Below are 12,884 nucleotides of genomic sequence, written 5' to 3'. Positions count from 1 at the left end.
GCGTCACCACCAGTATTTCCCGAAGTTCTGCGGATTGGCCCAGAACCTCGAGTTGAGCCAGTCAGGTACCTGTTTATAGTCAAGCAGATCATAGGTGAACAAGGTCAACACCTGTTCCTCGCGCTGGAAGCGTTCGCTGGCTTGCAGGGCCAGGGAGAAAAAATCGGTTTCCTGCCAGCCGCTGGCGGGCAGGTCAGCCAGCACCGCGATTCGGCTGGCGTTGAGATTACGGATGCCTCCAAGCAGATGCAGACCGTCGCGTTTGGGCAGGTGTTCCAGACAATCGACCACCAGTGCCAGGTCGAACCGACGTGCCGCCAGCTCCGCAGGCAACGGCCCAGGGGCGGCGTGAGCGACACAGCTGTCGGGGTGCGCGAGCTTGAATGCCTCGAGCGCGGGAAACTCACTGGCGCCAATCAATAGCAGGCGCGCAGGGGCGTATCGATCAAGCAAGGCGGCCAGCGCCTGTTGCGGCGTGCGCGAAGAAATACCGGCAATCATCAAGGATCCTCAATCAGCGTCTGCCAAGACTAGCCTGCCCAAAGGTCCGGGCCTAGCGCTCTATTGCGGCAAATGCTGCGATCCACGGTGAACACGGGGCAAAACTGCCGTGGCCTATTGCTGGCGGAGATTAAAACTCCGGTCTTTACTCCCTGAATCGGTTCTAAGCCGATCCCTCAGGAGAAAACTAGATGAGCATAGTTCGGACAGCATTACCCTTGGTTCTGCTAACCAGTGTGTTGACTGGTTGCGCAGGTTTGCAGAAAACCGACTGGCCGACCTGTGCGGCGGTCGGTGGCGTCATAGGTGCAGGTCTTGGCGCGACCGAAAGCTCGGCGTGGGCAGGCTATGGCGCGCTGTTGGTCGGTGGTACGGCAGCGGCCTATTGCTGGGTTCACGGCGATGGCGACGAAGACGGTGATGGCGTGCCGGACAGTCGCGACAAGTGCCCGGGTACGCCTAAAGGCGTGCAGGTCGATGCTGACGGATGCCCACCACCCGTACCTGCACCTGTGGTCGAAGAGGCGGTAGTAGTCAAGGAAGAAGTGATTGTCGTACGTGATGTGCACTTCCAGTTCGACAAGGCGACGCTGACGCCTTCCGACAAACAGGTACTCGACAAAATCGCTACTCGCCTGAAACAGGAATCCTCTACCGCGCAACTGACCGTGACCGGCCACACCGACAGCGTGGGCAGCGATGCCTACAACCAGAAGCTGTCGGATAAACGCGCGCGCTCGGTAGTTGAATACCTGATTTCCAGTGGCATCCCCCGTGCCAGCTTCGTGTCTGTAGCGGGTGCCGGCGAGAGCCAGCCAGTGGCCGACAACAAAACTGAGGACGGCCGCGCGATGAACCGTCGCACGGAAATCAAAATCAATCGTTGAGGCACCCTCGCACTCCGCGGCTTGTGCAGTCGCGGATGCGGGTCTTTACTCCTGTGTAACCGGTATGGGCCGGTAACACAGGAGCTTTCACTATGAGTGTTCTCACAAGGACCGTCTTGCCGGTTCTGCTGCTAGGCAGCCTACTGACCGGTTGCGCGACGCACAGCGATGGCACTGCCCCCTTGAATCAACGTACCTGGCCAATCTGCAGCCTCATCGGCGGACTGGTCGGCGGAGGCCTGGGCGCGATTGAAAGCGCCGGTTGGGCAGGTGGTGGCGCAGCGCTGGGCATTTTGACCGGAGGCCTGATCTGCTACTCCCAGGATGGCGATGAAGATGAAGACGGCGTATTCGATCGCCGTGATCGCTGCCCCGATACGCCCGCCAATACCCCTGTCGAACACCACGGTTGCCCGCTGCCGCAATATCCGGCCAGCGTGAAACCAGCTGAACCTGCCCCGGTGACGTCGGAAGTCGTGACGCTGAGCGACGCCAATGACGTTCTGTTCGCCTTCAACAAGTCCGACCTGACACCTGCTGCGCGCAGTGAACTCGATTCGCTGATGGGCAAATTGCAAAACGCCGACGTAATCAGCATCAAGGTGATTGGCCATACCGATAGCGTGGGTTCGGATGCCTACAACCAGGGACTCTCGGAACGTCGCGCCAGCAGCGTCGCCGACTATCTGCTGAGCCAGGGCCTGGCGCCGAACAAACTCACCAGTGAAGGACGGGGCGAGCGTGAACCTGTCGCCGATAACGATACGGACGAAGGACGCGCGAAAAACCGTCGAGTGGAACTGCACATAAACCGCTAATGCCCGAAATAGAGCCGTCCACCGATGAAACTTATCGGCTGGACGGCCCAGTCGGCGGCCGTCATGAAGAAATTTCGATTGCCCTCTGGCTTATCCCGCGCGGAAGCCGTTACTGTGCGCGCAAAGAATAATTCTCATCGGGGGCGCGTATGAAGGTGTTCTGGGGGCTATGGAAGCTGCTGACCCTGCTGTTCTGGGCGGTGGTGGCGGTCAACTGGCTCATGCCGTTTACCTACCCGCTGAATCTGCTGGTCCCACTGGCCGGCGGCCTGTTGGCGATTGTCCATCTTCTGGAAGTGTTGCTGTGCAATCGCAGCCTCAAGGGTCGTGCCCATCCGTGGCGTGATCGCCTGAAGATCCTGTTTTTCGGCGTGTTCCACCTGCAAACCATCCCGGCTCCTACCGTATCGAAGGCTTCCCATGCGTAAACTTTGTCTGCTCGCCGCATTTATCAGCCCGCTGGCTTGTGCCCAGGTGGTGAGCGTTGAAACCAATTCCCTGATGCGCTTGCCCAACACCGCCAGCACCTTGCAGCTGGAACGGCTGGAAGTCGCTGACTACGGCACCTTGCTGATTCCCTCGAACGTCACCGAAGTGACGGTCGGTGAACTGCGCCTGGGGCGTGAAGCGCGGATCGCCATCGTGCCGAGCGAACAGGCGCTTGATTTGAAAGTCAGCCGGGCCCTGTTGTCGGAAGGCAGCCAGATTACCGCTCGCGGCGCACCGGGTACTTATCTCAAGGCTGCCCGTTCAGGACGTAACCTGAACTTGCAGATCAAGACGCTGGACGCCCCGCAGTTGGCGGTGGACGCCCGGGGTGGGGCGGGGGCGCCAGGGTTTGTCGGACTTGACGGGGCCAACGGCCAGGCGCCGGGCTGCACCTGGGGCCAGGCCGGTCGCGGTGCCGACGGTAGCGATGGCAGCAACGGCCAGGCCGGTGCGCCGGGTGCGCTGGTACGGCTGGAAGTGCCACGCGATTACCCGGTTGAACAGATCAAGGTCCAGGTGGCCGGCGGCGTCGGTGGCCTCGCGGGGCCCGGTGGCAAGCCAGGTGCCGGTGGCAAATCCAAGGGCTGCATTGTTTATCGCGCCGATGGCGGCAAGGCCGGTCGCCCTGGGGTCGATGGCCAGCCAGGGCCTGCGGGGGCAGCGGGTTCGGTGACGGTGCAGCGGTTGTAAGCTGTTTGTGATCTGCAGATTGTCATCGCGAGCAAGCTTTGCTCCCACAGTTGCTGGCTTGCCTCTAGATTGAAGGAGAAGCTGCGGAAGCTTTGCTCCCACAGTTGCTGGCTTGCCTCTAGATTGGAGGAGAAGCTGTGGAAGCTTTGCTCCCACAGTTGCTGGCTTGCCTCTAGATTGGAGGAGCCGCTGTGAGATCAAGCCTGCTCCCACAGTTGCTGGCTTTTTTGCAGATTGGTGGAAAACCTGTGGGAGCAAGGCTTGCCCGCGATGGCGTCAGTCCTGCCAGCTCAGAACATCGGTCGGGCGGCAGCAATCGCCACCAGCAGCAACCCGACCAGCAGGTTGATCCCCACCAACCGGCGAATCCTCCCCAACACTGCAGCGCCCGTCGGCCAGTCCTGGGCCGTCACCGCCGTGCGCAATTCAGGCAGCATCAGCGCCTGGATGCGGATAAACAGCGCGGTCATCACTACGTACAGCCCCATCATCACCTGTACATAGCGCGGTGCGGTTTCAAAACCGGAATATTGCAGATGGATCATGGCTACGCCGCTGACCGGCAATAGCACCACCGCGACCCACACCCAGCGGAAAAAACCGGAAAACACCTCGACCCACAGTTTCAGCCGGGCGGGACCTTCCAGCGCCTTCATGGCCGCCGGACGCAAAACCATCCAGGCGAAAAACATGCCGCCGACCCATACCAGGGCCGAGAGGACATGCAGGCTGTAAACGATGCCAAAAGGTGTCATTTGGGTACTCCGTTCTGCGCGGGATTAATTAGCGGGGTATGATAGCGGCCGAACCGAACCACTGAAAATTTATCCAGCGTTTTTTGCGCCCGACAATCCATGATCAGCACCGAACTCAAAACCACGATCCAGGGCGCCTACTCGCGTTTTCTCGAGGCCAAGAGCCTCAAGCCACGCTACGGCCAGCGCCTGATGATCGCCGAAATTGCCAAAGTCCTCGGGGATATCGACACCGACGACGAAGGCCGGCGCAGTGGCGACCCCGCGATTGTCGCGGTGGAAGCCGGCACCGGTACCGGTAAAACCGTGGCCTACAGCATGGCGGCGATTCCGACGGCGAAGGCCGCCGGCAAACGCCTGGTGATCGCCACGGCGACCGTGGCCCTGCAGGAGCAGATCGTCTACAAGGACCTGCCCGACCTGATGCGCAACAGCGGGCTGAACTTCACCTTCGCCCTGGCCAAGGGCCGTGGGCGCTACATGTGCCTGTCCAAGCTCGACATGCTGTTGCAGGAAGGCCACGCGCAAACCGCGACGGCGCAGTTGTTCGAAGAAGAAGGCTTCAGGATCGAAGTCGACGAGGCCAGTCAGAAGCTGTTCACCAGCATGATCGAAAAGCTCGCCGGCAATAAATGGGACGGCGACCGCGACAGCTGGTCCACCGCCCTGGAAGACGCCGACTGGGCGCGCCTGACCACCGATCACAGCCAGTGCACCAACCGCCATTGCCCCAATTTCGGCCAGTGCGCCTTCTACAAGGCCCGCGAAGGCATGGGCAAGGTCGACGTCATCGTCACCAACCACGACATGGTGCTGGCTGACCTGGCCCTGGGCGGCGGCGCCGTGCTGCCGGACCCGCGCGACACCATTTATGTGTTCGACGAAGGCCACCATTTGCCTGACAAGGCTATCGGCCATTTCGCCCACTACACGCGCCTGCGCTCCACGGCCGACTGGCTGGAGACCACCGCGAAGAACCTGACCAAGTTGCTCGCCCAGCACCCGCTGCCAGGTGATCTGGGCAAGTTGATCGAACAGGTCCCGGAACTGGCGCGGGAGATCAAGACCCAGCAGCAGTTCATGTTCACCGCCTGCGAGCAGGTAGCCGATTTCAAGCCGGGCGAAGACGTCGAAGGCCGCGAACGGCCACGCCATCGCTTCGTCGGCGGAGTGATTCCCGAGCACATGCGGGAAATGGGCATCGAACTGAAGAAAGGTTTTGCTCGACTGAACGACGTGTTCACCCGGCTCACCGAACTGTTGAAAGAAGGCATGGACGGCGAGGTCAACATCGGCATCGCCAGCAACCAGGCCGAAGAGTGGTATCCGCTGTTCGGCAGCCTCCTGTCCCGTTGTACGGGCAACTGGGAATTGTGGACGGCGTTCACCGTCGAGGACCCGGAAGACAACCCGCCAATGGCGCGCTGGCTGACCCTGGCCGAGAGCGGCTCGCTGTTCGACATCGAGGTCAATGCCAGCCCGATCCTCGCGGCGGAAATGCTTCGGCGCAACCTGTGGAACGTGGCCTATGGTGCCCTGGTGACTTCGGCGACCCTGACCGCACTGGGCACTTTCGACCGTTTTCGCATGCGTGCCGGCTTGCCAAAAAAAGCCGTGACGGCCGTGGTGCCCAGCCCGTTCCATCATGCCGACGCCGGTGTGTTGCGAGTCCCGGATTTGAAAGCCGATCCACGGGACGCGCCGGCGCACACTGCGGCGATCATTCGCGACCTGCCGCAACTGGTCGAAGGCTCACGCGGTACCCTGGTGCTGTTCTCTTCGCGCAAACAGATGCAGGACGTGTTCGACGGGCTTGACCGCGACTGGCGTAAACAAGTGTTTATCCAGGGCAACCTGTCCAAGCAGGAAACCCTGAACAAGCACAAGGCGCGAGTGGATGGCGGAGATTCGAGCGTGCTGTTCGGCCTCGCCAGTTTTGCCGAGGGCGTGGATTTGCCCGGTGCCTATTGCGAGCACGTGGTGATCGCGAAGATTCCGTTCTCCGTGCCCGACGATCCGGTGGAAGCAGCCCTCGCCGAGTGGATCGAAGCCCGTGGCGGCAATCCCTTCATGGAAATCTCGGTGCCGGATGCCTCGCTAAAACTGGTGCAGGCCTGCGGTCGCTTGCTGCGCACCGAAGAAGATCGCGGCACCATCACCTTGCTCGATCGACGTCTGGTGACCCAGCGTTACGGCAAGGCGATTCTCAATGCGCTGCCGCCATTCCGGCGTGAAATTTCCTGAGACTCCGGTGGGCAATTATGCCCGCCGCGTTGTCTATCTCTCTGCCATCGCTTTTCCACTGGCCCATTGAAGGTCGTTAGGGAGAACTACGTTCTTATGATTCGCCGTTCGTTGCCAGCCTTTTTTGCCCTGATGTTTACAGCTCCTTTGCTGGCGGCCCCCGCCGGCCAACAGACGCTGTTCAACTTCGTGCGCCCCGCCGATGTTGTTCAGGTGGTCACTCAGGACGCCAGCCTGCCGCAGTCCAATGCGGAGCAAACGGCCGAAGGCGAAGTGCTACGCCGTGTAACATTCAATCCGGTTGCGCAACCGACGTTGCGCCTGACCCCGCAAAGCGGCGCCTGGGACTGGTCGCAGTCGGGCGTCATGAGCTTGCGCATCCAGAGTGCGATGAGCTGGGCGCTGACCCTCTACGTGAAAATCCAGAGCAACGATGGCAAGACCCTGGTCAGCCGCGTCGACCTGCCGGCCGGGCCTGCGCAAACTCTGCTGGTGCCCCTGCAACCGAGTTCGCCACTGGGCTTGGGCATGAAAGCCGGGCCGCCGATGCCGATCACGGTCGATGGTCAGCGCGTGCTGCTGGCCAGCAGTGCCGGTGAGCTGGATCGCAGCCAGGTGGTGTCGGTGACTTTGTCGATGGAGCAACCGAAAGTTGCCCAGAGCATTCTGCTCGAGCGCTTTGGTGTGCAGGACGGCGAGGGTGTGGTGCAAGCGGCTTATGGCGGCCTGGTGGATGCCTACGGCCAGTCGACACGTGCCAAATGGCCGGAAAAAGTCACTGGCGATGAGCAGATGAAAAGCGCCGCCACCAAGGAACAGCAACAGCTGAAAACCTGGTTGGGTGAGCGCGAGAAATCCTCCCTGGACAAGTTCGGTGGCTGGACCAAGGGGCCGCAATTCAAGGCCAGCGGTTTCTTCCGCACCGAGAAACGCGAGGGCCGTTGGTACCTGGTAACGCCTGAAGGGCATCCGTTCTATTCCCTGGGCGTCAACACTGTCACGCCGGATGTCGATCAGACTTATGTTGCCGGTCGCGAGTGGATGTTCGAATCCCTGCCCAAGCCCGACGAGCCGCTGGCGAGCCATTACGGCGAAGGCGACAACCGCGGTGGCAACGGCGCGGACAAGGGGCGCGGCTACAACGCCGGGCGCTGGTACGATTTTTATGGTGCCAACTTGCAGCGCCTTTATGGCCAGCCCTGCGTCTTTACCAGCGAAACCAAGGCCGAGGTAGCCGATGCCGCCAAGGCCGACGCTGAAACCGCCGAAAAACCTGCTGTCGCACCTTGCGCACCGCAAGTATTCGACGACAAGCGCTGGACTGCTCATACCCTGGATCGCTTGCAAGCCTGGGGCTTCAACACCCTTGGTAACTGGAGCGCGCCGATGCTCGGCGATGCCGAGCGCGTGCCGTACACCGTGCCGCTGTCGATCGTCGGCGATTACGCCAGCATCAGCACGGGAACCGACTGGTGGGGCGGCATGCCTGATCCATTCGATCCGCGTTTTGCCATGGCTACTGAACGCGCCGTGGCAATCGCTGCCCGCGACCATCGTGACGATCCATGGCTGATTGGCTATTTCGCCGATAACGAGCTGGCCTGGGCGGGCCCCGGTGACGATCCGCAAGCCCGTTATGCGCTGGCTTACGGCACCTTGAAAATGACCACCGATGTGCCGGCCAAGCGGGCTTTCCTCAAGCAATTGCGCGACAAGTATCGCAACCAGGCCGGCCTGTCCAAGGCCTGGGGTATTGATCTGCCGGCCTGGGAGCTGATGGAAGACCCAGGCTTCGTGCCGCCGCTGCCGAGTGCGGAATATCCGGAAATCGAAGCCGATTTCAAGTACTTCCAGAAAGTGTTTGCCGATACCTATTTCAAGACCATTTCCGATTCGCTGAAGTGGCACGCGCCCAACCATCTGTTACTGGGCGGCCGGTTTGCCGTGAGTACGCCGGAGGCCGTGGCATCCTGCGCCCAGTTCTGCGATGTGTTGAGTTTCAACATGTACACGTTGCAACCCCAGGACGGTTATGACTTCGAGAAACTGCGAGGGCTGGACAAACCGGTGCTGATTACCGAATTCAACTTCGGCTCGGCTGATCGCGGCCCGTTCTGGGGCGGCGTGACGCAACTGGCGAAAGAAGAGGACCGTGGCCCGGCTTATGCGAACTTTCTCAAGCAGGCAATGAGCGAGCCGTCGATCGTCGGGGTGCACTGGTTCCAGTATCTGGATCAGCCCGTCACCGGACGCTTGCAGGATGGCGAGAACGGTCATTTTGGTCTGGTGGGGATTACCGATCTGCCATTCCAGGGGTTTGTCGACAGTGTGCGCAAAAGCAACCTGACCACCGTTGATCAACTGGGCAAAGAGGCCGAGAAGGCTCAGGTCGCAGCAGACAAGGCCGGCCACGATGCCGAAGGCGGACGCAAAGGTGACGCTGGCAAGGGCGCGAAGTAACTGACCGCCCAGCCCGCACCTGTTCCCAAAACCGTCAATGGCTGGAACAATGCGGGCCACTTTGTAGAGCATTAATCCGGGGAGTTGCGGGTGCAGATTCAGGGTCATTACGAGCTCAAGTTCGAAGCCGTGCGCGAGGCATTCGCCGCGTTGTTCGACGATTCCCAGGAACGTGGCGCAGCGTTGTGCATCCAGGTCGGCGGCGAAACCGTCGTCGACCTGTGGGCCGGTACCGCAGACAAGGACGGCAGCGAGGCCTGGCACAGCGACACCATAGCCAACCTGTTTTCCTGCACCAAGACCTTCACCGCGGTCACGGCGCTGCAACTGGTCGCCGAAGGCAAGTTGCAACTGGATGCCCCGGTGGCCCGCTACTGGCCCGAATTCGCTGCTGCGGGCAAGGAGTCGGTGACCCTGCGCCAACTGCTGTGCCATCAGGCGGGCTTGCCGGCATTACGCGAGCTGCTGGCTCCCGAAGCCCTGTACGACTGGCAGGCCATGGTCGATGCCCTGGCCGCCGAAGCACCGTGGTGGACACCGGGTACCGGTCACGGTTATGCCGCGATCACCTACGGCTGGCTGGTTGGCGAATTGCTGCGGCGTGCCGACGGTCGTGGCCCTGGCGAGTCGATCGTGGCACGGGTCGCCAAGCCATTGGGACTGGATTTCCACGTTGGCCTGGCCGATGAAGAATTCCATCGGGTAGCGCATATCGCACGCGGCAAGGGCAATGTCGGCGATGCTGCGGCCCAGCGCCTGCTGCAAGTGACCCTGCGCGAACCGGCCGCGATGACCACTCGCGCCTTCACCAATCCGCCGTCGGTTCTCACCAGCACCAACAAGCCCGAGTGGCGCCGGATGCAGCAGCCGGCGGCCAACGGCCATGGCAATGCGCGCAGCCTGGCCGGGTTCTACGCTGGCCTGCTGGACGGCAGCCTGCTCGAAAGCGAGATGCTTGACGAGCTGACCCGCGAACACAGCGTGGGTGACGACAAGACTTTATTGACCCGGACCCGGTTCGGTCTGGGCTGCATGCTCGACCAACCGGACGTTGCGAACGCCACCTATGGCCTTGGCCCTCGGGCGTTCGGACATCCCGGCGCCGGCGGTTCCATCGGTTTTGCTGACCCGGAACACGATGTTGCCTTCGGTTTTGTGACAAATACCCTGGGGCCGTACGTCTTGATGGATCCACGCGCACAAAACCTTGTGCGAGTACTGGCCACTTGTCTGTAATTCAGCCTATCAGCCTTCCATATCGGAACCTGATGGCCTTTTCGGTTTCAAAGCGTCTGTTTATGCGGGCCATACGGGCCTGATTTTTTACAACTTCATTTTGTGGATATCCAATGTCATCCAATAAAACCATCGCCTTGGCACTGTGCTTCGCTGTTACCGGTTGTGCACAGACTCCGCAAAATGACGCCGATGGCGGCAGCTGGTGGCCGTTCGGTTCCTCCGACAAAGTCGCGGCGAAAGACCCGGCACCGGCACCGGCTCCTCTGAAGCCTGCGGCAACTGCCCCGGTGGCCAAGGCTGAAAGCGCCAACCCGTGGTACTGGCCGTTCGGCTCGGAAGAAGTTCTGGATAAAAAACCTGACGCAAAACCTGAAGCCAAACCCGTCGAAGTGGCCAAGGCTGATGCGGACGCCGGTAGTAAATGGTGGTGGCCGTTCGGTGGCAAGGAGCAGCCTGTCGCAAAGGCCGTGCCGATGCCTGATCCGAAAGTCACTCAAGCCTGGCTCGACGACTACGAACCACGCCTGCGCACGGCGATCAAGGACAGCAACCTGCAACTTGAGCGCCGTGAAAACGTGCTGGTAGTTATCGCGCCGGTAGAGGGCTCGTTCAACCCGGACCGTCCGGCCATGCTCTTGCCGGTCACCTTGGGCCCGTTCACCCGCGTGGCTAAAATTCTCGAAATCGACCCGAAAACCGCAGTGCTGGTGCTGGGTCACAGTGATACTTCCGGTGCTGCGCCAGCCAACGTCAAGTTGAGCCAGGAGCGTGCGCAAGCTGTTGCGGCGATCTTCCGCCTCAGCGGGCTGCAGCGCGATCGCCTGATGCTGCGCGGCATGGGTAGCGAAGCGCCACGGGCTGCCAACGACAGTATCGAGGGCCGCGCGTTGAATCGTCGCGTGGAGCTGCTGGTGACCCCACAGAACACCATGATTGCCTTGTTGAGCAAGTACAATATGCCGGCCCCGGCGCCGATCCGCATGGTCGCCGCCCAGGACGTCAAGCCGGCCGTGGCGCCGGTCGCCCCGGTTCCTACAGCGAAGAAAGCCGATGTTCCAGCGGCGAAAAAAGCGCCGGCCAAAAAGGCCGCTGTCAAAGCTCCGGCGAAAAAGGCTCCAGCCAAAACTCCGGCGAAGAAGACCGCGCCGGCGAAAGCCAAGGCCGCAGCCACTGACAAGAACGTCGCGGCTGCTGACGCTGCAAAAAAGTGATTCGTTAACCAAAAGGAATGCGCCATGACCCAGGGCCTGGCTGATATGCGTCGCGACTACACCCGGGATGGCCTGACCGAGGCGCAAGCCCCGGCCGAGCCGTTCGGGCTGTTTCACCAGTGGTTTGCCGAGGCGGTGAAAACCGAACAGGTGCCGGTGGAGGCCAATGCCATGACCCTGGCTACTGTCGACCCGGACGGGCGTCCGCATTGCCGGATCCTGCTGCTCAAGGGCCTGGACGCGCAAGGCTTCACGTTTTTCACCAATTACGAGAGTGCCAAGGGTCAGCACCTGGCAGCGAATCCCTTCGCTGCCATGACCTTTTTCTGGCCAGCCCTGGAGCGTCAGGTGCGCATCGAAGGGCGAGTGGTGAAGGTCTCCCCTCAAGAGTCCGACGCCTACTATCAGGTCCGGCCGTTGGGCAGCCGTCTCGGTGCCTGGGCATCGCCGCAAAGCCGGGTGATCGCCGACCGCGCCGAACTGGAAGCGCTGCTCAAGAACACTGAGCAACGTTTCAGCGATACCCAGCCGCATTGCCCCGAACACTGGGGCGGTTACCGTCTGTTGCCTGAGCGCATCGAATTCTGGCAGGGCCGTCCGAGCCGTCTGCACGATCGCCTCAACTACCGCCTGCAGGGCGCCAACTGGATTCTTGAACGTCTGGCACCCTGAGCAGTCTACCGAGCGGGATAGCTTGCTGCAGCGGCCTTGAGCCACTGCGGCAGGTCCCGACGCTTGATCCTCTGCGCTTTGGCGTTCGCCAGTTGTTGGAGCATGAAGGCTTTTTTCGCTTCGTCACCTTCAGCGAGGGCTAGCGCCAGATCCCGGTCCATCCAGCGTTTGATCCGCACGTACAACCACCAGTGGAAGTACAAACCGGCGACAGTGGTGACGACAATGATGAAGTAATCCATGAAAATCCTTGGGTCAGTGGCGCAGATCTCGTAATTTGTCGCTACTGTGTGGTGAATTCAAAGGGCGCCTGTACATGCCCTGAATCAAACCACTTTTATCCGGGCGATGCCGTGACAGGCGTCATGCTGCGGAGTTTAATGAATACCTGTCCTTTGGAGTTGATGCTATGCGTAAGTCTGTTTTGTTGGTTGCTTCCTTTTCCACGATGGCGATGTTGCTCACCGGCTGCCAATCGAGCCTGACCGGTGACTCCTATTCCCGTGACGAAGCGCGTCGCGTGCAGACGATTCGCATGGGCACAATTGAAGCACTGCGCCCGGTGAAAATCGAAGGCACCAAGACCCCAATCGGCGGCGCCGCCGGTGCTGTGGTCGGTGGTGTAGGCGGTAGCGCCATCGGTGGCGGTCGCGGCAGTATCGTTGCAGCGGTCATCGGCGCAGTCGCCGGCGGCTTGCTGGGTTCGGCCACCGAAGAAGGCCTGACCCGCACCCAGGGCGTGGAAATCACCGTTCGCGAAGACGACGGCAGCATGCGCGCCTACGTGCAGCAGGTTCAGGAAAACGAAGTGTTCCGTGTCGGCGAGCGCGTACGCATCGCCACCGTGGATGGCACGAGCCGCGTTTCGCACTAAGCGTAACCGGATAAAAAGAAAACCCCGATCAGGTGACTGGTCGG

General features: G+C 61.1%; 13 protein-coding genes. 10 read left to right on the top strand and 3 right to left on the bottom strand.

The window, feature by feature from the left end; all coding sequences use genetic code 11:
• Positions 1–3: 3 nt before the first annotated feature.
• Positions 4–501, bottom strand: coding sequence for a DUF6231 family protein (locus tag ACYZTK_RS09450; protein ID WP_462014193.1), 498 nt, complete (start codon positions 499–501; stop codon positions 4–6).
• Positions 502–692: 191 nt separating this feature from the next.
• On the opposite strand from ACYZTK_RS09450, the gene ACYZTK_RS09445 reads away from it, so the two are divergent.
• The 4 genes from ACYZTK_RS09445 to ACYZTK_RS09430 all read left to right on the top strand — a co-directional run bounded on the left by ACYZTK_RS09445 (position 693) and on the right by ACYZTK_RS09430 (position 3,385).
• Positions 693–1,388, top strand: a complete 696-nt coding sequence (locus ACYZTK_RS09445; protein WP_462014192.1) for an OmpA family protein — start codon at positions 693–695, stop codon at positions 1,386–1,388.
• Between the two features lie 92 nt (positions 1,389–1,480).
• Positions 1,481–2,206 carry an OmpA family protein gene (locus tag ACYZTK_RS09440; protein ID WP_462014191.1) on the top strand — a complete coding sequence of 242 codons (726 nt, stop codon included), beginning with the start codon at positions 1,481–1,483 and terminating at the stop codon, positions 2,204–2,206.
• Between the two features lie 149 nt (positions 2,207–2,355).
• Positions 2,356–2,634 (top strand): DUF1145 domain-containing protein, encoded by a 279-nt coding sequence (locus tag ACYZTK_RS09435; protein ID WP_462014190.1) that lies wholly within the window; start codon positions 2,356–2,358, stop codon positions 2,632–2,634.
• Positions 2,627–3,385, top strand: coding sequence for a collagen-like triple helix repeat-containing protein (locus ACYZTK_RS09430; protein WP_462014189.1), 759 nt, complete (start codon positions 2,627–2,629; stop codon positions 3,383–3,385). Before ACYZTK_RS09435 ends, ACYZTK_RS09430 begins: the two co-directional genes overlap by 8 nt.
• 290 nt (positions 3,386–3,675) lie before the next feature.
• Here the strand turns inward: ACYZTK_RS09430 and ACYZTK_RS09425 are convergent, their stop codons facing one another.
• Positions 3,676–4,140: a CopD family protein gene (locus ACYZTK_RS09425; RefSeq protein ID WP_462014188.1), complete on the bottom strand. Its 465-nt coding sequence runs from the start codon at positions 4,138–4,140 to the stop codon at positions 3,676–3,678.
• A gap of 99 nt (positions 4,141–4,239) precedes the next feature.
• Here ACYZTK_RS09425 and dinG point away from each other — a divergent pair, with 99 nt between their 5' ends.
• The 5 genes from dinG to pdxH all read left to right on the top strand — a co-directional run bounded on the left by dinG (position 4,240) and on the right by pdxH (position 11,966).
• A complete protein-coding gene (gene dinG, locus ACYZTK_RS09420; protein ID WP_462014187.1) occupies positions 4,240–6,384 on the top strand; it encodes an ATP-dependent DNA helicase DinG in 2,145 nt (714 codons plus the stop codon).
• A gap of 96 nt (positions 6,385–6,480) precedes the next feature.
• Entirely contained in the window at positions 6,481–8,844 is a 2,364-nt protein-coding gene (locus ACYZTK_RS09415; RefSeq protein WP_462014186.1) for a beta-agarase, read from the top strand.
• Between the two features lie 90 nt (positions 8,845–8,934).
• Positions 8,935–10,080: a serine hydrolase domain-containing protein gene (locus tag ACYZTK_RS09410; RefSeq protein ID WP_462014185.1), complete on the top strand. Its 1,146-nt coding sequence runs from the start codon at positions 8,935–8,937 to the stop codon at positions 10,078–10,080.
• A 113-nt stretch (positions 10,081–10,193) separates the two neighbouring features.
• Positions 10,194–11,294: an OmpA family protein gene (locus ACYZTK_RS09405; RefSeq protein WP_462014184.1), complete on the top strand. Its 1,101-nt coding sequence runs from the start codon at positions 10,194–10,196 to the stop codon at positions 11,292–11,294.
• 24 nt (positions 11,295–11,318) lie between these two features.
• Positions 11,319–11,966: a pyridoxamine 5'-phosphate oxidase gene (pdxH, locus tag ACYZTK_RS09400; protein WP_462014183.1), complete on the top strand. Its 648-nt coding sequence runs from the start codon at positions 11,319–11,321 to the stop codon at positions 11,964–11,966.
• A 5-nt stretch (positions 11,967–11,971) separates the two neighbouring features.
• Here pdxH and ACYZTK_RS09395 read toward each other — a convergent pair whose 3' ends face one another.
• Positions 11,972–12,208 (bottom strand): hypothetical protein, encoded by a 237-nt coding sequence (locus ACYZTK_RS09395; protein WP_462014182.1) that lies wholly within the window; start codon positions 12,206–12,208, stop codon positions 11,972–11,974.
• A gap of 167 nt (positions 12,209–12,375) precedes the next feature.
• Here ACYZTK_RS09395 and ACYZTK_RS09390 point away from each other — a divergent pair, with 167 nt between their 5' ends.
• The gene (locus ACYZTK_RS09390) at positions 12,376–12,840 is read left to right on the top strand and encodes an outer membrane lipoprotein (protein ID WP_020798113.1); all 465 of its coding nucleotides are present in this window, start codon (positions 12,376–12,378) and stop codon (positions 12,838–12,840) included.
• The last annotated feature ends 44 nt before the right edge of the window (positions 12,841–12,884 follow it).

The sequence above is a fragment of the Pseudomonas sp. LB3P31 genome, assembly GCF_054897945.1.
Note: the sequence above shows the minus strand (reverse complement) of the source record. Positions and strands in the feature narration are given on the sequence as shown.

Excerpts from the sequence above, each read along its gene's own strand:
- ACYZTK_RS09450 (WP_462014193.1), bottom strand. The coding sequence starts at position 501 with ATGATTGCCGGTATTTCTTCGCGCACGCCGCAACAGGCGCTGGCCGCC.
- ACYZTK_RS09445 (WP_462014192.1), top strand. The coding sequence starts at position 693 with ATGAGCATAGTTCGGACAGCATTACCCTTGGTTCTGCTAACCAGTGTG.
- ACYZTK_RS09440 (WP_462014191.1), top strand. The coding sequence starts at position 1,481 with ATGAGTGTTCTCACAAGGACCGTCTTGCCGGTTCTGCTGCTAGGCAGC.
- ACYZTK_RS09435 (WP_462014190.1), top strand. The coding sequence starts at position 2,356 with ATGAAGGTGTTCTGGGGGCTATGGAAGCTGCTGACCCTGCTGTTCTGG.
- ACYZTK_RS09430 (WP_462014189.1), top strand. The coding sequence starts at position 2,627 with ATGCGTAAACTTTGTCTGCTCGCCGCATTTATCAGCCCGCTGGCTTGT.
- ACYZTK_RS09425 (WP_462014188.1), bottom strand. The coding sequence starts at position 4,140 with ATGACACCTTTTGGCATCGTTTACAGCCTGCATGTCCTCTCGGCCCTG.
- dinG (WP_462014187.1), top strand. The coding sequence starts at position 4,240 with ATGATCAGCACCGAACTCAAAACCACGATCCAGGGCGCCTACTCGCGT.
- ACYZTK_RS09415 (WP_462014186.1), top strand. The coding sequence starts at position 6,481 with ATGATTCGCCGTTCGTTGCCAGCCTTTTTTGCCCTGATGTTTACAGCT.
- ACYZTK_RS09405 (WP_462014184.1), top strand. The coding sequence starts at position 10,194 with ATGTCATCCAATAAAACCATCGCCTTGGCACTGTGCTTCGCTGTTACC.
- pdxH (WP_462014183.1), top strand. The coding sequence starts at position 11,319 with ATGACCCAGGGCCTGGCTGATATGCGTCGCGACTACACCCGGGATGGC.
- ACYZTK_RS09395 (WP_462014182.1), bottom strand. The coding sequence starts at position 12,208 with ATGGATTACTTCATCATTGTCGTCACCACTGTCGCCGGTTTGTACTTC.
- ACYZTK_RS09390 (WP_020798113.1), top strand. The coding sequence starts at position 12,376 with ATGCGTAAGTCTGTTTTGTTGGTTGCTTCCTTTTCCACGATGGCGATG.